Source organism: Psychrobacter sp. APC 3279 (genome assembly GCF_030407795.1).
GTDB lineage: Bacteria > Pseudomonadota > Gammaproteobacteria > Pseudomonadales > Moraxellaceae > Psychrobacter.
Map to the genome: position 1 here is coordinate 128,028 of NZ_JASDCR010000008.1, position 21,737 is coordinate 149,764.

Here is a 21,737-nt window from a genome sequence, read left to right on the forward strand (position 1 = left end):
GTAAGCAGACACCAAATCTAGATAACGGTTAGAAACTAAGAATAAAAAAGGAAAGTTATGTCGACCACTGCCCCATCACCACTGTTGTCAGATAGTTTACGAGGACTTGGACTAGACGCAGGGACTTTGTTCTTTGCGCTCAATTATGAATTTACCAAAATTGAGCCAAAAGGTATGTTTAAGCGCTTCAAAAAAAATCAAAGCGCGATGGATATTGATCTGGCTTGTGTATTGTACGATGACAATTGCGTCATCAGTGACATCGTTTGGTTTAAGCAATTACGAGATAAAGCTGAATCGGTCAAGCATCAAGGTGACAGCTTAAATGGTAAGGATCGCGGTGAACAAGCCATGTATCTTGCCCCGCTTGATCAAGAGCAAATCAGATTGGAGCTTGAGAAAATACCTACTCATATTACTCATATTGGTTTAATTGCCAACTCATACCATAGCCATTCGTTTTCTAGAGTCAAGAAAGGCGAAATTCATCTGAGTGACGATGAAGGAAACCGTTGTTTCGAAGTCAACCTTAAGCAGCTCCCACGCGACTGCACCACGCTATGGGTAGCGCATTTGCGTCGATCTGTTGACGACTGGCATTTAACATTGCAAAACTTACCACTCACTGCAGAAGATCTAGCAAATGCAGCACAAGAAGTAGCTCATGAGTTAGCACGTGCACTGCCCATTCCTCAGGGTATATAAGAGCAACTGGTCATCGAATATAAAAGAGGTCTTATGCTATCCAAACACAAGACCTCTTTTTATGGGCAAATCATTGATTGTAATTAACTTCTAAGAACCTATCTCTCATAAATCATTTCACACTTGCCTATAAAACTTCACCGCAATGCGGACAGAAGTTTTTTTGGCGCGTTTCAACTTCTTTCTCACGCCGTTCAAGTTCTTGCTCTCGAAGTACCTGTAAGACGATATTTTGTGCCTGCTCTTTATCTAAACCCAGCTCTCGACGAATTTTATCAATCATCATCTGATTCTGTACCAGATCAAAATCGCTATCAATGAGCTGCTCACGAAAATGCTGTTCAAGCTCTTCACGGCGCTGAGCCAACTCATTTGCTAGTCCTGTCGCTAGAATACCCGCCGGCAGTGCAGCGAGACCAACGCCCAATATCGTAATGACAGCACCCAATATTTTTCCCGCATTAGTAATTGGCGTGACATCTCCGTAGCCTACTGTTGTTAGTGTCACCACAGCCCACCACATCGCTTTAGGTATGGACTCAAATTCGTCTGGCTGTGCGTGATTCTCCACTAGATAAATACCGCTAGAGGCGGTCACAATCATAATAATAAGAATAAAGATAACAGCCTGAAACGAGCCTCGCTCCTTGCTAATCACGACTAGCAAGATACGCATTGAGGCAAAATAACGCGTCAATTTTAGGATTCGAAACAAACGTAAAATACGCAAGAAACGCAAATCAATATTGACAAAGAAATTCAAAAAGGCGGGCACGATGGCTACTAAATCAATCAATGCGGATGGGCTTCTGAGCCAATCCCATCGCTGTTTCCATGTTGTGTTATCAGGCTTGGCTTCAGCCACACTCCACAGGCGCAATAAGTATTCAATGGAAAAGACAACGATAGAGAAATTTTCAAATAAGGTGAAGTAATCTTGATAAGGGTAATACCACTGATCGACAGACTCGGCTATCACAGCAGCTACGTTAGTCATAATCAAAAATATAAGAAAATAATCAACGTAACGGCTAAATAACGTGTCATGTTCTTCATTTTGTAAAATATCATAAACAAAATGACGCAAGCGCCGTATAGATTGGAATAACATGCCAGCCCTATGCGGTGAAATACCGATTTGATATTAATAGAATAAAACAACAGTCAAACAATAAAAACCAAATTTTCGTCACAGAACATAGGAGATATTTACAGTAATCATCCGTGATTTTTATCAGAAACGCTTCATTTGGTACTGACTCGTCATTATCAGCAATGACTATCGGCTATACGAAATGCAGATAATAAATATAGACCGATACCAGCAGTATAAACACAATTAGTAGGATAGAGAACCTTAAGAACTGTTCGTCAGCACGCAGCTGCTGGCTAATGTCTTGCAGAGGTATCAAAAACAAGTGACATTCAGGACAACAAGAGTCTACCTGATTCAGTATTTTCATTGTACGCGCATTCGTACAGCATAGAGGGGAGTTACTGCAATAGCCAAGCATAATATATTGCACCTCTTGTTGAATCATAAATAAGAGATACCGACTTACGTCAATGACACTTACTTAAAAAGCAGCTTTTATTGTGTTTAATTATAGACTGTAGACAATTGAATTACACGTAAATGTAATTTATTGCAAAAACATTGCTAATTTATATTTAAAACCTTACCAATAATAATGATTTTCGTATTATAATAGAGATTAAATGTTACAGATTAAACGTTAATCATAACATTATGTATCAGTAGCTAATGCCATCCCTCATTAGAAAACTGCTGATAATTTTTTATTACATTAAGGAATGAGATGATGAAACTACAATCCCTAGTTTTAGCTGCTGCTACTGCCCTGACTATGACTTCCGCCTTTGCCGTACCTGCTGGTACTTGGTCTGTTGCTGCTGGTGCACACTATGTTGATCCTAAAAGTGACAATGGTACTCTAGATAACGGTTTATCTGTTGATGTTGATGGTGATGTACGTCCTACTATCAGTGGTGAGTATTTTATCGCTAACAACGTTGGTGTCGAACTACTAGCGGCGCTTCCATTCCATCATGATTTTGATCTCAATAATGCTGATGGCACACCAGCTTTGAAAGGTAAAACACAGCATTTACCACCTACTCTTTCCGTACAGTATCACTTTGACTATGAAAACATGCCAATGAACATCAAGCCTTTCATTGGTGTTGGTGTGAACTATACAACATTTTTCAAAGAAAGAATTTCTACTGGTGGTGACTTGGACCTTGACGATAGCGTTGGCGTGGCTGGTCATGTTGGTCTTGATATCCCTTTTGCTCCTACAGAAGCTTTCCGTATCGATGCCCGTTATATGGATATTAAAACAGACGCTACTCTAGATGACGTAAATCTTGGCGAGATCGACATTAGCCCTTGGGTATATGGCGTAGCATTCGTTAAACAGTTCTAAATTAGTAAAGATACCATGCGTAATAAGAGCCAGCTTGATAGCTGGCTTTTTTGTGCCTATTAACTATGGTTACTACCATCTGTCTACACTAGCTACTAGGCAATTATTTATAAAAATAGCTAATAACCTGTAAGAACAAATAATCTTCATAAAAAAAGACCACCCGTGGGCAGTCTTTTTTTATTGCTAGCTAGCTTTAGATCAAGATACGACGTGGGTCTGCTAGTAACGTTGCGATATAACGAGTAAATACAGCAGCATCTGCGCCATTGATCACACGGTGGTCATAAGACAAAGACAGTGGCAGCATCAAACATGGCTCAAAGCTTTGTTTTTTAGCATCCCAACGTGGCTGCATACTTGCTTCAGAGACACCTAAAATACCAACTTGTGGCCAGTTAACTAATGGCGTAAATGCCGTACCACCCAAGTTACCTTGGCTCGATATGGTAAAGCTCGCCCCTTGCAAATCTTTGGTACTGAGCTTCTTATCACGAGCTTTTACAGCAAGCTCGCCAATTTCAATCGCAATTTGCTTTAGACCTTTATCTTGTACGTTTTTGATAACCGGTACGATAAGACCATCATCTGTTGCCACAGCAATACCCATATTGACACTTTTACGCAATATAACCTGAGTATTGTCATCGCTCAAATGACTGTTGAATCGTGGATGCTGGGTCAACGCGTAAGCAGTTGCTTTAACCACGAATGCTAAGATAGTGAAGCCAATACCTTCAGCTTTCATGCCACCTTTTAGCTCACCACGTAATTTTTCAGTCTCAGTGATATCAGACAGATCGAACTGCGTTACTTGCGGTAGCAAAGTATTGTAGTTGAGCTGTGGTATCGAGACTTTCTGCAAGCGGCTGAGGTCTTGCGTTTCTGTCTCACCCCAGATTTCAGCGTTACTCATGTCAGGCAGTTTCGGTAGACCTGAGCTAACAGGATTGCCACTCACAGGTGCCGCTTTCTGCTTGGTTAGACTGTTTTTAACATGTGCAAACAAGTCTTCTTTTAGAATGCGATCGTTTAGAGCTGAACCATTCACTTGTGTGATATCCACACCTAACTGACGCGCTAGTTTACGGACGGCAGGACCTGCATACACATCAACCAATTTTTCATTGACCTGTGCTTCAGTTAATTTACCCTCCGTTTTGCTAGCAGCTGTATCAGTATTGGTCGGTTTAGCAGCTTGTTTTGGCTCACCAGTGGTTTTAGCAGCTGATTTATCTTCTGTTTTGGCTGGTGCTGGCTCTTGTGGCTTAGGAGCTTCAGATTCACTATCACTAGCATCATCTGTACTACTTGCCATGATGACGATAAAGTCCTGACCATTAGCAACCATATCACCTGCTTCGACCAAGATTTTCTCAATCTTACCGGCAACTGGCGCTGGTACTTCAACCGATGCTTTATCTGATTCGATTAGCAAAATCGACTGTTCAGCGCTAACAGTATCACCAACGCTCACCATGATTTCAGAAACTTGTGCCTCGTCAACACCTAAATCAGGTAATGCATGAGTGGTTGCTTTACCAGCATTAGCGGCTGGCTTCGCAGCAGACTCTGATTGCTTTGATTCAGTTGCAGCAGGCTCAGGCTTTGATTCTGGTTCGACATCATTTGTGCTGTTCGCTTCTTGCTCTTCAGCAGCAGTATTATCATCATTGCTTTCTGCGCTATCATCTGCACTCTTAAGCTCAATGAGCACCATACCTTCACTGACTTGATCACCAATAGCAATGCTAATTTTAGTGACTTTACCAGCAGCAGAGCTTGGCACTTCGACTGATGCTTTGTCAGACTCTAATAACACGATGTTGTCATCTTTTGCGATGACATCACCGACTTCTACCATAATCTCGCTGACTTCGGCGCTATCCACACCTAAATCGGGGGCTTTAATGTCCATGATTTATTTCCTCGTCTTATGGTTATTATTCTTTGACATCACTATCATCGAGTACATTTGCATCTGCTTGGTCTTCAGCGCGTCCCTCATCACTGATTTCATCATCATCTTCTTCAACAAACTCAGGAACAGGTTTTGGATTGACATTACCTGGTGCTGGTGCATCTGGAGACTGATCATAATAAGACTGCTGTTGCCATGCAGGTGGGTGATCCACATCGATACCTAAGCTTGAAATAGCGTCTTTGACCAAACGCATCTCAACTTCGCCTTCGTCCGCTAAGCGCTTCAGCGTTGCCACAACAATGTGTGCGGCATCAACGTTGAAGAAACTGCGTAGGTTTTCACGCGTGTCAGAGCGGCCATAACCATCCGTACCCAAAGTCGTATAAGGACGGTTGTCTGGTAACCAAGCACGAATCTGCTCTGAGTAGTTACGCATATAATCTGTCGCAGCAACCACGATACCTTCGTGCGGTGCTAACTGCTCAGTAACCCAAGGCACTTTTTCTTCGTCCATTGGATGCAAGCGGTTGTAGTCATCGCAATCCATACCATCACGAGTCAGCTCATTAAAGCTGGTAACGCTCCAGACGTTAGATGTGATATTGAACTCATCTTTTAGTATCTGTGATGCTTTTTGTACTTCGCGCAAGATCACACCAGACCCTAACAGCTGTACCTGTGCTGAGCCATTGTCTTCTAATAAGTACATACCGCGCTTGATACCTTCTTCGCTTCCTTCTGGCATTTCAGGTTGCTCGTAGTTCTCATTCATCAACGTCAAGTAATAATAGACGCGCTCACCTTCACCGTACATACGGCGCAGACCATCATGCATCACTACTGCCAGCTCGTAACCGAAACAAGGATCATAGGTGACACAGTTCGGTACGGTATTGAATAGTATCTGTGAATGACCATCTTGATGCTGCAAGCCTTCGCCGTTAAGCGTTGTACGACCAGCTGTTGCACCTAATAAGAAACCTTGTGCCTGACAATCGCCTGCGGCCCAAGCCAAATCACCCACACGCTGGAAACCAAACATTGAGTAATAGATATACATCGGAATCATTGGCAGGGCGTTCACAGAGTAGCTGGTTGCCAAGGCAATCCACGTACTCATTGCGCCCGCTTCGTTGATACCTTCTTCTAGCATGTGACCATCGATGGCTTCTTTATAACCCATCAACGCTTCACTATCTTCTGGCGTATACTTTTGACCGACCGCTGAATAGATACCCAATTGACGGAACATGCCCTCTAGACCAAATGTACGTGCTTCATCAGGTACGATTGGTACAACGCGATCTTGGATGTCTTTGTTTTTGAGCATCGCAGATAGCAAACGTACAAAGACCATCGTGGTAGATTGCTCTTTGCCATTACTGCCTTTTAATACGCGCTCAAACATCGATAGCTCAGGAATATTAAGCGGGATGTGACCACTACGGCGGTTGGGCAGATGACCACCTAACGACTCGCGGCGCCCTTTGAGATATTTCATCTCCGCCGAACCTTCTTCAGGGCGATAGAATGGTAGGGTCTCTAGTTGCTCATCAGTAAATGGCAAATCAAAACGATCACGGAAATACATCAAGGCTTCTTGATCTAGTTTCTTGATCTGATGTGACTTGTTAACGGCTTGCGTTTGAGTAGATAAGCCGTAGCCTTTGACAGTTTTGACCAAAATAACGGTTGGCTGACCTTTGGTCTTCATCGCTTCACTAAAAGCAGCGTAGACTTTTACTGGGTCGTGGCCACCACGGTTCAGACGTGCAATCTCTTCGTCTGTCAGCGCATCTGCCATCTCTTCTAGCTCTGGGTATTTACCAAAAAACTCTTTTCTGGTAAATTCAGGCGTACGTGCTTCATATAATTGATATTCACCATCGACCACTTCTTCCATACGATGTTTAAGCACGCCCGTATGATCTTTACTAAGTAGTGAATCCCAGTTACCACCCCAGATAACTTTAATGACGCGCCAACCTGCACCGCGGAACACAGACTCTAGCTCTTGAATGATCTTGCCATTACCACGTACAGGACCATCAAGGCGCTGTAAGTTACAATTGACCACCCATATCAAGTTATCCAACTTTTCACGACCAGCAAGAGAAATAGCCCCTAAGCTTTCTGGCTCATCTGTTTCACCATCACCCAAGAACGTCCAGATTTTACGACCTTCTTTTTCTAGTAATTCGCGGTTTTCCATATAGCGATGTACATGGGCATGATAGATCGACATGATGGGCCCAAGTCCCATTGATACCGTTGGGAACTGCCAATAATCAGGCATCAGGTATGGATGTGGATAGCTTGATAGACCTTTACCACCCACTTCACGACGGAAGTTATCAAGCTGATCTTCGGTCAAACGACCTTCTAAATAAGAACGTGCATAGATACCTGGTGCTGAGTGACCTTGATAATAAATCATGTCACCACCGAAGTGATCACTTGCCGCACGGAAGAAATGGTTAAAACCAGTCTCATAAAGCGTTGCACTAGAGGCAAATGTCGCTAAGTGACCACCCAAGTCGTCATCATTTTTGTTGGCACGCATCACCATGGCAAGTGCGTTATAACGAATCAAAGCACGTATTTTACGCTCCATGCCTAGATCGCCTGGGTACATTGGCTCATCTTCTGCGGCGATACTATTGACGTAAGCGGTATCTAGTCTATTAAAAGGCAGGCCTTCTTGAACTGCCATGTTGTACAACGCCTTTAGTAGAAACTGGGCACGGTCCTTATCTGCGTGTTTGACCACAGATTCAAAGGCTGCCAGCCACTCTTGGGTTTCGGTGCTATCAGCATCCTTATAATAATTCATTGGTGTTAATCCTTTTATATCAGTCGTACCTGCCTATATGGCGGGGCTTTGTTAAATACTGGTGAGTGATGGGATATCGACTTACTGATGGCTTCCTTGCTATCTTCAATCATTCCATTGTTTTGTGCGGTGGTATAGAACATGATGGTAAGAAATACTACTACGGTAAGCTGACTTGTACATCAAATAGATGCCATGACAAAACAGCTCATACTGTTGTCCCTGTATATTCAGTCATGAATGATTTTGACACTCTATTATAAGCGTTTGCGAGGCAATTGTTTATGGCTGTAGAGAAATGAATAAATAACAAGTATTTTTTAAATAAATAATGATTAGTTTTTTTAAAAATGACAATATTGTAATTTGTTTATGTGTAATCTTATGAATATAATTTACTTTTCATCATACCAAATCAACCACTGGTAACTTTATACTGGATGTAAGATCAATTACTCATTAATATCTCATACTAATATATTTGTATAAATATGGTTAGCTACCGTATTAGTTGGGCAATCTCGATTCTTAGGAATAGCGACATGTATAAAGCTAGAAAGTTCTCAAATATGATGAATACTTTTTCATTTAGTAACTATCAATCTCAAATATTGAGTTTGATAGGCCTTATGATATTGTCGTTGATAAGTATCTCATCTCATGCGCTTGTAGCAAATCCAGGTGCAACTTGTCAAGGCATTACAGGTGCATCTCAAGGTAGCTTGACTACTACTGACTATAGAAATCTAATGTCTGATATCGGCAAGTATGTCACTGTAGCTGGTAACGCCTCAGGTAGTATCCCATTACAAGTAAAAATTACTAAAGATGAATCGAGTAGTGGCAATGTGGAAAGTGCGTTTGAAGCTTTCACGAATTCTAATAAAACAGTCATCAACATCAAACGTAAATTTCCTACAGTATCAGACTATACAGATATTACATTTGAATTTCGTAACAGTATAACTTTAGAACCTATATTTTTAAACAACGTTGCATTCAGTGCATTCGATATAGACTATTCTAATAACGATAGTAACAAATTTTACGATTATGTTAAGTTTAGTGGTGTCGCTGCGAGTGGTGAAATTAATAGCGTTCAACAAACATCTACTGAACTGAACGGTAACACTTCTTTTATTACTAATTACCAACAGGCAGGTTTGTTTACTGGTGGCAGTGATGGTCGTGCCTTTAACTGTACTGCAAAGAACTTAGGTACAGAATGTCAGGGTTCTATACAATTTCCAGAAGCAGTAAAATCAGTTAAAGTTCGTTATACCAATACTGGAACCTTGATACGTTCGTCACCAACAACTCAAGAAGTAGACATTAGCCTCGATAACTACTGCTACGTTCCTCAGTACATTTTCTCTGGTACTGTATTTGATGACAATGGTGGCATTCCTGCAGGCAGCGCTAACAAAGACAACGCTGATATCACTTCCTCTAATAGTGTTTATACTAATAAACCCAAATTTTTTAATGGTATATACGACCTTACTGCATCTGAAACTGGTATCTCAGGAAGTACAGTACAGCTTGCTAACTGTTCCAATACATCTACAATTTATCCAACACAATCAGTAACTAGAACAACGAGTCCTCTCTCAGTTGGCGAGTATCAAATTAGCATTCCCAAAACGACACTGGCTAATAATACAAACCTGTGTTTAGTAGAGAGCCGTACCGGCACTAGTTACCCTATTCGTACTAGCAATGAAAGTAAAAGTGTAGGGTTTTCTGCGACAACGTACAATTATCCGAACAATGATTTTGGCAGAGTGATTGCTGAGAATGCGGCACTAGTACTCAGAAAAGCTCAGTACGTTAATAACTGTCCTTCTACCATCCTTTATACTGATCCTGATCTCAATCGTGTAGGTGAAACAGACCTTAGAAATGGCTTTAGCGAAAGTGCTAATAATGGAAATGCCCTTACCCCTGTTCAGTGTATTGCTTATCGCATTACCGCCACCAATCGCGCTAATGTCCCCATCACAAACTTTGTGATGCAGGATAAACTGCGAAGCAAAAGTGATGGCGCAGCGGTTACCTCAACCTTAGCCAATCCAGTAGCCAGTACAACCGACTATGCTTCTAATAGTGTGTCTATCGGTAATAACGGTACAGTAATAACCAATCCCTTTACCATAAACGCCAGATCAAACCGCAACTTTTATTTTAATACCAAATATGGGACTACTGTGAACGCTCAGTAGCTATTATTTCTTGCAACTTTAAAATATTACTGATCTTCTTTCTAACCAAAAAAGGCCCTGTCTACCCAGACAGGGCTTTTTACCGTTTAGCTACCTCGAATTACCATTTGTCGTCTTTATAATGAATCTTTGTATCGGTTACGTGACAATAGCTTAAAGGGAAGATGTGCGCTTTTTACAGACGATCCTTATGTCAAATTATAAACCGTTTCACTGTAGCCCAAAGCATCAACATCCCAATTATAGCAACGATATAAGAAAGGATTTTATATGAAACGTTTCAAGATTCTACGCAATGTTCTATTGGCAACTATAGCTTCTAGCTCTTTACTAAATATAGCGCATGCCGATGATGCTCTAAAAATGGAATTAACTGCTAATAAAGTAATTAAAAACGCAGAAGGCGAAGTCAGTTACTTACCCGTGAGAACAGCGCCAAAAGGTACTGTTATTCAATATAAAGCGACTTATACCAATACCATCAATCAAAGCATCAACGATCTAGCAGTGACCCTACCCATTCCAGCAAACATGACCTTTACTGGCGAAGTATCACCCGCTAGTGCTCAAGCCAGTATCGATGGCAAGAACTATGCTGACATGCCGCTGATGCGCAAGGTTGATGGCAAACTAGTCAAAATCCCTTTATCTGAATACCGTACCCTTCGTTGGAACATCAAATTACTACCTGCTAAGAAATCTGCCAACGTGTCACTCAACGCTATCGTTGAATAACTCTCGTTCAAAACCTTGCTTTAAACCCTAGGAGATTTACCGCATGAAATCAAATACTTTTAACTATAGCGTGCTTGCTGTTGGCGTTGCCGCGCTGATGGGCGTGTCGACTGGCGCTATGGCAACCACCAGCTCTGGCGCAGTTAGTAATGGCGCAGCGGCTATCGAAAACATGGCAACTGCTGTTTATAGTGTTGGCACTGGCGCTGATGCTGTTGAACAGCCACCAGTAAAGTCAAATAAAGTCATCGTCAACATCAGCGAAACAGCAAACTTCTCATTGGTTGCTATCGATGGTGCAAGTGCGACTGATGAAAAGAACGAAGACATCGCTGCCACCCCGAATACCATGACTGAGTTTAATCATATCTTAGCCAACAACGGTAACGTTACTGATACTTATACCATCGAAACCACTGGTAATAACTCAGACATCGTGACGCAAGAGCCAAGTTACGCTTTGGATTCAGCACCTATTGACTATATTATCCAGCCAATAGGCGGTGGCACGTTGTCACAGGAACAATCAGATGCCCTAACTGCTCTTGGTCAAGCAGAGTCTGGCACGATTAATAGTGGTGGTAGTATTCAACTACCACCAGGATTAGAAGCAGCGCTTAGCTATCAAGTAGATACTGGTGATAAAACGGGTGGTGATATCGGTGTCGGTACCTTAACAGCAACCAGTACCTTTATTAGCGGTGTAACAGATGCAACAGAAGCACAGAAAAAACTAATCAACGAAAACCAAACTATCGTGAAATTGCCAGTATTTAAAATCGAGAAGTCTGCTACCTGTCAAACTAAGACTAACTGTAATAGCCTAGACCTAAATGCTGCTGACACTGATATCGATTACAGTATTAAAGTCACTAACGTCACAACAAATTATAGTGTTGAGGCAGATAACTTTGTCATAAGAGACGTATTGCCTAAAGGTATGACCTTGAAGGGTAATGTCACCATTCCAGGTGGTGCTACAGTTGTAACAACTGGTACAGATGCTGATGGTCGTCAGATTATTGATGTCACTGTGCCAAGTTTAGCAGTTGGAGAAGACTTGACAGTTAGCTTCAAAGTAGAAATCGATGTGCCTACTCTAAGAGCGGCTGGTAGTGCCACTAACCATGCTACTGTCTACGATAGCTATGATGATACAACGCCAAATCCTGATGACACTAACAGCTATGATATCACTGATAGTACAGATGAAAATGGTACTGATCCTAGTACTGATAACAGTCCTAATGTCCCTGAAGATGCTGATGGTCCAGGCACTCCTGGTGAAGATACAACGCCAACGATTACCTTTACCGATCGTGACATCAGCATCACCGATGCTGATGACCAAGAAGTAGCTGTTGAGGGTGAAGTGACTTACACGCATACCATCACCAACAATGGTAACGAAGATGAAGGCGGTACGGACCGTCCAATCGTAATCACAATCACTGATCCAGATGACACTAACCCTCTATCAGTTAGCAGCCCTTACTACTCGACGGATGGTGGCACTACTAAGCTGCCGTTAGTTGATAATGGTGGTGGTACGTATCAACTGCCTGACGACGTAATCCTTGTACCAAATACTGCTGCAGACGGTGAGACTCCAACGCCAGGAAGCACTGTAGAGATTGGCTATACTGTGGTATCAGATGGTACTAATGCTGATATCGACGTCACAAAGGAAACAAATACGATAACAGTGACACCAGGTGGTGATTTTGCTCCTACCGTACCTACTTTGACTAATGAGACGAGTATCCAGGGTCTTAAATTAGTCAAATTAGCAGCAGTAGTGGCTGGCACTGATAGTAGCCTGACTTGTCCGACTGGATCTGGTCTAGATAGCCTGACCTTCACAGATGGTACTACCACTGCTATTGATGCGACGCCTTTTGACTGTATCGTCTATGAAATCACCGCGACCAACACCTTTACCACTAAAGGTCTATCGAACGTTACTGTATCGGATGATAAGACACAGTGGAACACCCAAGCGTCTTATCAAAATGACGTTGCAGGCTTAATCGATGGATCAGCCACTGGTGTCACAGATAATGATACTGGTGAAGTTATCACTAGTACTTTTGCAACGTTACCTGCAGAAGGTACTGGTACTATGACTTTCTCTATCAAAGTGAATCCTTAAGCGTTTAAAAATTATTATTTTTAACTCTATAAGTGTCGATGAACGCTTATAGAGCAAACCTCTAGCTTGACCTAAGCATTACTTAGCCAAGCTAGAGCGTTACCACCCCTTTATATTTTATTGGATAAGCGACATATGACCATTACTATAATGACTCAGTCTAAACACATACCAGTACGCACGGCGAAAGTCTCAGCGTTGACACTGGCGATGTTGCTTATGCAATCGAATACTGCACAAGCAGCCTCTCAATCAGTGCTACAGCTGATTGATAACGTTGCAAATGCCAGCTACACCGTCAATGACCAATCAGACGTTACTCTACAGTCTGACTCTAATAAAGTTCGTGTCAAAGCATCTGCACTACCCGAATATGGTATCGAACTGACTCAGCCTGCCACTCAAACGGTAGAGCCTAGTACCACCGTAAACTGGATCAATGTCCTAAAAAACACCAGTTATAGCGATCAGACTGTCGATTTGACTTTGACCGTGCCTGACACATTGTCCAATATCAAAATCTATCAAGACCTAAATAATAACGGTATCATCGATGGTGATGATCAGCAGTTGTTACTTGATAACTTAAGCACCCAAATCAAGCTAGGACAGAGTGAGAGCATTCAGCTCATTGTCCAAGCACTGTCTGACGCCAACGCTCAGGACGGTGATACTGCCGAGATTCAGCTTGGTGCTGTGGTCACCGAGGATCCATCACTAAAAGAAGTCATAGCCACTGACAGCTTGGTCATTGTCAAACCAGATATCGGTTTCAAAAACGAAGCTTTCGATAGTGAGCCAACCTCTTCACAAATTGGCAAAAACGTCTATCTCGAAACCAGCTTTGCACAATGTAACCTGCAAAGCGATGAGAAAGACCAAGTATGGGTCACCATCAAGTCAGCCAATCCACCAGTTGGAACTGGTGACACTTATTCACTAAAAGCTATCGAAACCGGTGTGAACACGGGTAAATATCGCTTAGACGCCCCTACGCAAAATAATGCAAATGCAATTAATGATGCCATTATTCAGACGCTAGAAGGCGACACGCTGACGGCTACCCTAGACGCATGTATTGCCCCCTCTGTCGGATTGGATGAGCAACCTAGCGCGTCTGATCTCAATAAAATTGACCGAGATCTCAGCACAACCATCGTCATAAACGATACCTCCCCTACGCTACAGGTCACCAAAGAAGGTGATGTGAAAACTGCTGAGCTAGGTGACTATGTCAACTATACGATTAATATCAAGAACGATGGTAAATCTACTGCTTATGATGTTGAGTTAAAAGACGCGATGCCACGTGGCTTTGACTATGTGGCTGGTAGCTTGCGTGTTGATAACGCTAAAACAGATGACTTCACAGCAGAGGGCAAGTATCAAATCTTAGGTTTGGGTGATCTGGCAGTTAATGAAAGCAAAACAGTCACTTATCGTGTCTTGATTGGCTCTTCTGCCCTAGGTGGTGACGGTATTAACCGTGCCATCGCACAGGGTCGCAACTCTGAAACTGGTGGATCAGTACTGACTTCAATAGAGGCACAGTGGCCTATCGAGGTCAGCCGCGGTGTCATGAATACGGACGGCATCATTATCGGTAAGGTCTATCACGATATCAACCGCGATGGCATCCAGCAAAAAGAAGATGGCGAGCTGGGTGTCGCTGGTGTGCGCATCTATATGGAAGATGGTAATTTCATCGTTACCGACCCTGAAGGTAAGTATAACTTTTATGGTATCAGTGCTAAGACCCATGTACTAAAAGTGGATCGTACAACCATACCTAGAGAGACTGAGCTGGTTATTCAAAGTAACCGCAATGCTGGTGATGCTGGCAGCCGTTTCGTCGATCTAAAATATGGCGAACTGCATCGCGCTGACTTTGCTATCGTCGGTGGTATGGGCGATAGCAAAGATCGTCTAAATGCAGAGCTGGTAGAGCGTAGCAAGACTATTAGTGCAAAGAATAATGCGCTAGAAGCTGCGGTAAAAAACAAACTGGCATTAGAGCCTGACTATGATCGTGATGTGACCGATAATGTTGATGCCAGTGGTTGTAAGTCTAATGATGTGCTAGAGCAAAGTATCAAATGTGATTCCGCTATCGTCAATGATTTGGCTACGCCTAGTGCTGAACGCATCGACATGACTGTCAATACAGTCGCGCAGCCTAAAGAAAAAGTACTCGAAGAATACTTAAAAGAAGTCGTTAACAATGATGTCAGCTTCATCAACCTTACAAACGGTCAACAACTATCTTCTTATAAGCAAATGGTTCAGGTGCAAGCGCCACTAGGCTCACTCTTTACGCTATATGCTAATGGCAAGGCAGTGTCGGAACAGCAAGTCGGTAAAACCGCTGAGCAAGAAAAACAAAACGTCACCGCTTATGATTATTACGCTGTCGATTTGAAGCGTGGGCGCAATCAGCTACGCGGTGTAGCAACTGACGTCAATGGCAAAGTCATCTCTGAGCAGACGATCAACGTCTTGACGCCAGATAGCTTGCAAGCGATTGACTATCGTACTCAAGATAGCTTAGTCCCAGCCGATGGCATGAGTGAATATCAAATCGTCGTCAGCCTAAAGGATCGTGATGGTCGTCCTTATGTCGCTTCTACGCCGATTACTATCGATACCAATATCGGCCGTATCAACCTAAAAGACGGTAGTAAAGACGCCGCAGGCACCCAGATTACCGTCAATGGTGGTGAGCTACTGATACCCGTCACCGCGCCAAGCGTACCGGGTAAAGGCGAGCTGGTCATCGATACCGGTAGCAGAAAACAAGTGATTCCGCTACAGTTTACCGCGCAGCTACGTCCGCTGATCGCGGTCGGTATCGTCGAAGGTGCTATCTCGCTCAAAGACTTTGACGGTAGCAGTATTACGGATGCTCAAGGTGCCTTTGAACAAGAGCTGAATGATTTTGCCGGTAACGATGACTATACGGCATCTGGTCGTGCGGCAATGTTCTTGAAAGGCAAAGTGCGCGGTGATTATCTATTAACGCTCGCTTATGACAGCGATAAAAAAGGCGAGCGCCTGTTCCGTGATATCGAGCCTGGTGAGTACTATCCGGTCTACGGCGATTCATCAGCTAAAGGTTTTGACGCGCAGTCAACCAGCAAGCTCTATGTGCGCGTTGATAAAGGCCGCTCGTTCGCCATGTACGGCGATCTAAAAACTCAAATCGATAATGATGAAGGCATCAAGCTTGGTCAATACAACCGTACTTTGACGGGCCTAAAAGCCCAGTATGAAGATGATAATACGCGTGTGACTGCCTTTGCCGCTGAGACCAGCACGTCACAGCGCGTTAATGAAACTCGCGGTTTAGGTATCTCAGGTCCCTACCCATTAGCTGAAAACTTCGACGACGTGTTAGAGAACTCGGAAACTATCGAAGTGATCACTCGCGACCGTAATAACCCTGGCTTAATCGTCAACCGTGAGACCCTCACGCGTTTTGCGGATTATGAGATTGACCCAATCAGCCGCAGCTTATTTTTGAAATCGCCTATCGCTAGCCAAGACTTAGCGGGTAATCCTATCTATTTACGCGTCACGGTAGAAGTAGACGAAGGTGGCGAGGATTACTTGGTTGGTGGTATTGCAGCGAAGCAGCAACTAACGAATAAAGTCGCCATCGGTGGTAGCTATGTGAATAGCGATGACCCATTGAACAAAGAAGAGTTGGCTAGTGTCAATAGTGTTGTTAAATTCAATGATAAGCTAAAGCTGGTCGCTGAATACGCAATGAACAAAGCTGAGAACCCAAATTTTCAGTCAAGCAATCAAATTAACGCGACAGAATTGACTGATAGTGATGTTGAAGGTAACGCACTACGTATTGAGCTTGATTTTGATAATAAGAAAAATACGCGAGCTAAAGCTTATTATAATGATGCTGACGAAGGTTTTGTCACTGGTGCATCACCGCTTACGGCTGGACGTACTGAGTCTGGTGTAGAGTTTACTCATACTTTAAATGATAAGAAAACTGCTCTTAAGTTAGAAGGCGTACGCACAGAAGAGCATACTACTGACGCTAGCCGCGAAGGCGTGCAAGCAAGCGTTGAGCATCGTTTAAGCGAGAACATCGTTGGTGAAATTGGGGTTCGTTATTACAAACAAGACGCGACTGCTGCCTCACGTAATACTCAAGCCGCGACAGACGTTGTAGATATTACAGACGACACTCTGTTTAATGATGACATAATCAATCAGTCAGCGTTGAGCAGCGTTAGTAACGCTGAAGAAGATATTGAAGGTACGACTGTTCGTGCTCGTATTACCTCTCGTCTACCTAAGTTGAATAACAGCTTGGTATTTGCAGAGTATGAGCAAGATATCGAAAACAGCTCACGTAATGCAACTTCTATCGGTGGTGAGACACCGCTCGGAAATCTAGGTCGACTATACGCACGTCATGATTTGATTAATAGCCTATCTGGTACTTATGGTCTTGATGATACAGATGAGCGTCAACGTACTACTGTTGGTTTTGACGCGACTTACATGAAAGATGGTAAGGTTTATAGTGAATACCGCATGCGCGATGCCATCAGTGCACGCGAAGCAGAAGCAGCCATTGGTCTAAAAAACAAGTGGTATGTTCAAGAAGGGCTAACCTTAAACACTTTATTTGAGCGTGTTGAATCTCTGGAAGGTGAAGAAAGTAACACTGCAACAGCGGCAGGTATCGGTGTTGAATATCTTGCCAAAGAGAATTATAAAGCATCAGGACGTTTTGAAAAACGTTGGGGTGAAACAAGTGATACGCTACTTGGTAGTGCTGGTATCGCCTATCGCTATACTGATGAGGTTACTTTCTTAGCCAAAGATATCTACTCACGCACTGACTATAGTGATGGCGATCGCACTATCAATCGTTTTCAGCTAGGTGCTGCGTATCGTGACTACGATAGCAATCAGTTAGATATGCTTGCAAAATTCGAATATCGTTTGGATGATAATAATACTGGCGATGACGCTTACCAAAAAGATACCATGATTTGGTCATGGAATGGTAATTACCATCCTACGCGTCCTTTAACGTTGTCTGGACGTTATGCTGGTAAGTATACAGAATACGAAGCAGATAGCTTAACTAGTAATAATACGGCTCACGCTGTTTATGGCCGCGGTCTTTATGACATCAGTGAGCGTTGGGATATTGGTTTACAAGCAGGTACTTACTGGAATGATCAAGCAAATGACTTAGCTTATATGCTTGGTGCAGAAGTGGGTTATAGCCCAATGACCAACCTTTGGTTATCACTTGGTTATAACTTCATGGGCTTTGAAGATGAAGATATTGCTTATGACGACAGTACTCAGCAAGGTGCTTACTTTAGATTGCGCTTTAAGTTTGATGAAGACTTATTTAAACGTGAAGATCCGCGTAAGAACCAACGTCTAAGCAGCAATTCTGCATTTTAATTATTTGATACTAATGATACTGTCGTAAGTACAATCTTATGACAGTATCATGATTGTCTTATGATGAATTATTTTGTCATTCAATAAACAATTAAGTCAGCCCTAGTAATGGTAAATAATACCAACGTTTATTACCTTAACATAAGGTTTACACCATGTTTGATTCAGCCATCAAAGCAGCACCTTTCAAGCGCTCAGTATGCGTTACACTATCAGCTTTATTCTCGTTAACCTTTATGCAGCCAGCTTTAGCTAAGAGTGAGACTGTCCAAGTGGCTAACTCAACTAGCATGGCTAAATACTGCCATGATGATAATCAGACTCAAGCACGCTCTTATAGATATCAAAGCGAACAACAGCGCCTATTAAATTGTATGGTCACGCAATTAAAACCTTATCAACAAAAAGACAAGACAGCAGCTCAACAGTATTTCGCTTACAAAGCGCAAGCGTGGTTGAACTATGCTATTCATCAAGACAGTATGAATAGCCGCTCATCCGCAGGTCAAGTTGCGTTAGAAATGGCAGAGCCTATATTGCAAGCGCTAGATAATGACACGGTACAAGACTTGGGCTTGCATCAAGATATTCCGTCTACCTCTGCCTTGATGCGCCCTGATCTATGGGCAACTTTAAGCGCACTTAAAGACGGTGATGGCATAGCGTCAACACCACGTGAGATGGCTTTTAGTGAAGTGGCTTTAATTTGGGCAGCAACCAATCAATGCGCACGAGGTTGGCGCGAATCTGGTATGCATTTTCGCATGGCAGACCGCTGGCTCGAACAGGCCCGCGAAGCTTACGTCAATGCCAATGATGCACAGACCAATGTAGCACTAGAGAAGTCAATAGTCAGTTATCATAAGCAGTATTCGCCTTTAGACGCGAGCGATGATACTTGCCGTGGACAAGATTTGACATATAACCGTTAGAATAATCGCTGTTTTATTAAAAATATCAATCTCTATTACTTTAAATCTTATGCTAAAGATTAGACGCGAAAAAGCCGACATATTTGTCGGCTTTTTTATGTTTAAGGTGAGCTCAATTAGCGGTTTTTACGTGGCAACTTTTCTGGTAGGTAACAACGTAAATAAGCAATAAATGCTGTATTTGCTTCTTGGATATACTCTTCAGTAATACTCTGATGACGGCGATAAGACAACGTAAAAATAGCATTTACGATGCTATAAGCAATCAGCAAGATATCTTGGATATCATGGAAGTTTGGCATCTCATAACGCTCTGACAAACGCTTATAGACCAGATCAACGATTTGATGATCCATATCTTCACCAAAACTGTCACCTTCAAAATCAGGTGTATTGGTGTCGTAGATAAGCTTGGCTTTTGTCTCATCATTATGGAATATCGTAATACAACGATCGATAAGCGCCGTTAAATACCCTTGCCATCTGTCATAGTTACCAATATCGACCGTCTCTACCATCTCTAATATTTCAATCGCATTTAAAAAACGCAATGCTAAAAATATTGCTTCAATATTAGGGAAAAAGTGGTAAGCAGACGCTCTTGGTATACCCGCTTCTTCACACACAGCTGCCAACGTAATATCGTTAATAGCATGCGTTTCGCTCAATTTTTTGGCACCAGCCAAAAGTTTTTGGCGGCGTACACGGCCTTGTTGGCTGGTAAATTTAAACTTGTTCGGTACAAGTTTTTTTGCCAATTCTGAGTCTACCAACACATCTTCAATTTTGTCGTCTTTGTTATCACTCATTATAAATCTCTTTATGTTACGCCCTATTGTATAGATATAATCTTCATCAGACAGTATTCATCCAAAACTAACGGATTACTGGCTATTGGCTAAAATATAGCGCCAATATTATCGTTACCACACTCGATGAGGAGGCATCATAAACGCTTGTACACTATCAAGCAAGGGACATGAATGGGTTAGAAGTTCATGTATCGATTAATACTCTACTAGAGTTAACTGTTTAATTTTAAAAAGTTAATCATTAAGTTTGATTTTCGCTCTTATAATACCATGATCAGTGACTCTGTCTGCATAATCCCATTTAAGGTGATCATTGAAATAATCAACGCGTTCAACCTGACCAAGCGAAAACTTACTATCAGGTAAAAACTCCTCTGAGACAAACAGCTGATCGATTACTTCTGGCATGCCTTGGTATATATGGGTGTAGGCGACATCTTTCATCCAGCCATAGCGAGCCTGAATGCGAGCAGCATCAAAAAGTGCAACGTCGCGCATACTTTTATCGTAATTGACCTCACCAGTTTCGGTCATCAACTGAGTGGTAACACTACCTGTCACATCATTCATATCACCTAGCAGTATCAATGGCTCACGCGTATGATGCAAACGCTCCATAATCGCCATTCGAATCGAGGCGGCTTCTGCAGCACGCATGCACAAACTGCGCAGCTTGGCACGAATACGAATATTGGGATCATCCATATCTTCTAGTGGATTGCCGTTCTTATCACGTAAGAAAAAAGCACGTTTACTTTTTAAATGCGCAGTAATAATCGTTATTGGTTGACCATATGCATCGACACGCAATACGAGCGGTGGACGATTAAAGCGCTCATAAGGTCCTATATCTGGAATATCAATCACAGCCTTTGGTGCAATATCTTCTAATAGACTGGTTTCTAACTGCTCAAATCGGCTGATAATACCGACAGCAGGTGTATTCTGTGCACCCATGCCTTTGGTGTATATACTCGCGCTATCGTTACTGGCAAGTGGAATGACCGCTTGCTCGGGCTTGAAACCTAGTGAAACAGCCAGCGCTTCTAATGCATCACTATCCCAAACCTCTTGTACTGCGATAATGTCAGCATGCGCTTTAGCCAATAAATCTGTAAGACCTCGCAGCTTATGTTCATAGGCTTTATCGTTATAAGCTGGCGCATTTTCATAATAAGTTCGATTAGGGTTCGCAAAGTTCAGCAAGTTGGCCGTTGCGATATAAAACTGTTTATGACCTTCAGTGTTATTACTCATATATTCCCCATCGCTCTCATTATTATAGTACATAATATTCACGTATGTGTATACGCTGCAAATTTTATGCCTAAAAAAACTCCCAAAGTTAAACCTTGGAAGTTTTAAGATAGCATAAATGTTGATAAGTAGATTTACTAGGGCGTGTCTTCAATTGGATAAGCCCTAAATAATAGTTACAATACCGCATCTATTGAGTCGATGCGAGAAATACAAGTTATGGCAAGAAAAGCATTAACAGATACGCTTTGGGATCAATTGCAA

Annotated in this window: 12 protein-coding genes; 7 read left to right on the forward strand and 5 right to left on the reverse strand. The window is 42.4% G+C overall.

Translation table 11 applies throughout. The features are described 5' to 3' along the window. Positions 1-57 precede the first annotated feature (57 nt). Positions 58-705: a TerD family protein gene (locus tag QL898_RS05975; protein ID WP_201547401.1), complete on the forward strand. Its 648-nt coding sequence runs from the start codon at positions 58-60 to the stop codon at positions 703-705. A gap of 127 nt (positions 706-832) precedes the next feature. Here QL898_RS05975 and QL898_RS05980 read toward each other — a convergent pair whose 3' ends face one another. After that, the gene (locus QL898_RS05980) at positions 833-1,816 is read right to left on the reverse strand and encodes an ion transporter (protein ID WP_057759421.1); all 984 of its coding nucleotides are present in this window, start codon (positions 1,814-1,816) and stop codon (positions 833-835) included. Positions 1,817-2,528: 712 nt separating this feature from the next. On the opposite strand from QL898_RS05980, the gene QL898_RS05985 reads away from it, so the two are divergent. Next, on the forward strand, positions 2,529-3,155 hold the full coding sequence (locus QL898_RS05985) for an OmpW family outer membrane protein (protein ID WP_290176161.1): 627 nt from the start codon (positions 2,529-2,531) through the stop codon (positions 3,153-3,155). Positions 3,156-3,351: 196 nt separating this feature from the next. On the opposite strand, the gene QL898_RS05990 is transcribed toward QL898_RS05985, so the two are convergent. Both QL898_RS05990 and aceE read right to left on the reverse strand, forming a co-directional pair. Then, complete coding sequence (locus QL898_RS05990; RefSeq protein WP_290176162.1) at positions 3,352-5,073, reverse strand: 2-oxo acid dehydrogenase subunit E2; 1,722 nt, start codon at positions 5,071-5,073, stop codon at positions 3,352-3,354. A 25-nt stretch (positions 5,074-5,098) separates the two neighbouring features. Continuing rightward, entirely contained in the window at positions 5,099-7,912 is a 2,814-nt protein-coding gene (aceE, locus tag QL898_RS05995) for a pyruvate dehydrogenase (acetyl-transferring), homodimeric type (protein WP_290176163.1), read from the reverse strand. A gap of 542 nt (positions 7,913-8,454) precedes the next feature. On the opposite strand from aceE, the gene QL898_RS06000 reads away from it, so the two are divergent. The 5 genes from QL898_RS06000 to QL898_RS06020 all read left to right on the forward strand — a co-directional run bounded on the left by QL898_RS06000 (position 8,455) and on the right by QL898_RS06020 (position 19,404). Then, positions 8,455-10,134, forward strand: coding sequence for a hypothetical protein (locus tag QL898_RS06000; protein WP_201572092.1), 1,680 nt, complete (start codon positions 8,455-8,457; stop codon positions 10,132-10,134). Positions 10,135-10,404: 270 nt separating this feature from the next. After that, positions 10,405-10,869, forward strand: a complete 465-nt coding sequence (locus QL898_RS06005; protein ID WP_290176164.1) for a hypothetical protein — start codon at positions 10,405-10,407, stop codon at positions 10,867-10,869. A gap of 43 nt (positions 10,870-10,912) precedes the next feature. Beyond that, a complete protein-coding gene (locus QL898_RS06010; RefSeq protein WP_290176165.1) occupies positions 10,913-13,021 on the forward strand; it encodes a hypothetical protein in 2,109 nt (702 codons plus the stop codon). Positions 13,022-13,156: 135 nt separating this feature from the next. Beyond that, positions 13,157-18,472, forward strand: a complete 5,316-nt coding sequence (locus QL898_RS06015; protein WP_290176166.1) for a hypothetical protein — start codon at positions 13,157-13,159, stop codon at positions 18,470-18,472. A 155-nt stretch (positions 18,473-18,627) separates the two neighbouring features. Further along, positions 18,628-19,404 carry a hypothetical protein gene (locus tag QL898_RS06020; protein ID WP_290176167.1) on the forward strand — a complete coding sequence of 259 codons (777 nt, stop codon included), beginning with the start codon at positions 18,628-18,630 and terminating at the stop codon, positions 19,402-19,404. 116 nt (positions 19,405-19,520) lie between these two features. Here the strand turns inward: QL898_RS06020 and QL898_RS06025 are convergent, their stop codons facing one another. Further along, complete coding sequence (locus tag QL898_RS06025; protein WP_290176168.1) at positions 19,521-20,213, reverse strand: TetR/AcrR family transcriptional regulator; 693 nt, start codon at positions 20,211-20,213, stop codon at positions 19,521-19,523. 237 nt (positions 20,214-20,450) lie between these two features. Further along, positions 20,451-21,473 carry an endonuclease/exonuclease/phosphatase family protein gene (locus QL898_RS06030; RefSeq protein ID WP_290176169.1) on the reverse strand — a complete coding sequence of 341 codons (1,023 nt, stop codon included), beginning with the start codon at positions 21,471-21,473 and terminating at the stop codon, positions 20,451-20,453. Between the last annotated feature and the right edge of the window lie 264 nt (positions 21,474-21,737).

Coding starts and splice junctions, on each gene's coding strand:
- QL898_RS05975 (WP_201547401.1), top strand. CDS start 58: ATGTCGACCACTGCCCCATCACCACTGTTGTCAGATAGTTTACGAGGA.
- QL898_RS05980 (WP_057759421.1), bottom strand. CDS start 1,816: ATGTTATTCCAATCTATACGGCGCTTGCGTCATTTTGTTTATGATATT.
- QL898_RS05985 (WP_290176161.1), top strand. CDS start 2,529: ATGAAACTACAATCCCTAGTTTTAGCTGCTGCTACTGCCCTGACTATG.
- QL898_RS05990 (WP_290176162.1), bottom strand. CDS start 5,073: ATGGACATTAAAGCCCCCGATTTAGGTGTGGATAGCGCCGAAGTCAGC.
- aceE (WP_290176163.1), bottom strand. CDS start 7,912: ATGAATTATTATAAGGATGCTGATAGCACCGAAACCCAAGAGTGGCTG.
- QL898_RS06000 (WP_201572092.1), top strand. CDS start 8,455: ATGTATAAAGCTAGAAAGTTCTCAAATATGATGAATACTTTTTCATTT.
- QL898_RS06005 (WP_290176164.1), top strand. CDS start 10,405: ATGAAACGTTTCAAGATTCTACGCAATGTTCTATTGGCAACTATAGCT.
- QL898_RS06010 (WP_290176165.1), top strand. CDS start 10,913: ATGAAATCAAATACTTTTAACTATAGCGTGCTTGCTGTTGGCGTTGCC.
- QL898_RS06015 (WP_290176166.1), top strand. CDS start 13,157: ATGACCATTACTATAATGACTCAGTCTAAACACATACCAGTACGCACG.
- QL898_RS06020 (WP_290176167.1), top strand. CDS start 18,628: ATGTTTGATTCAGCCATCAAAGCAGCACCTTTCAAGCGCTCAGTATGC.
- QL898_RS06025 (WP_290176168.1), bottom strand. CDS start 20,213: ATGAGTGATAACAAAGACGACAAAATTGAAGATGTGTTGGTAGACTCA.
- QL898_RS06030 (WP_290176169.1), bottom strand. CDS start 21,473: ATGAGTAATAACACTGAAGGTCATAAACAGTTTTATATCGCAACGGCC.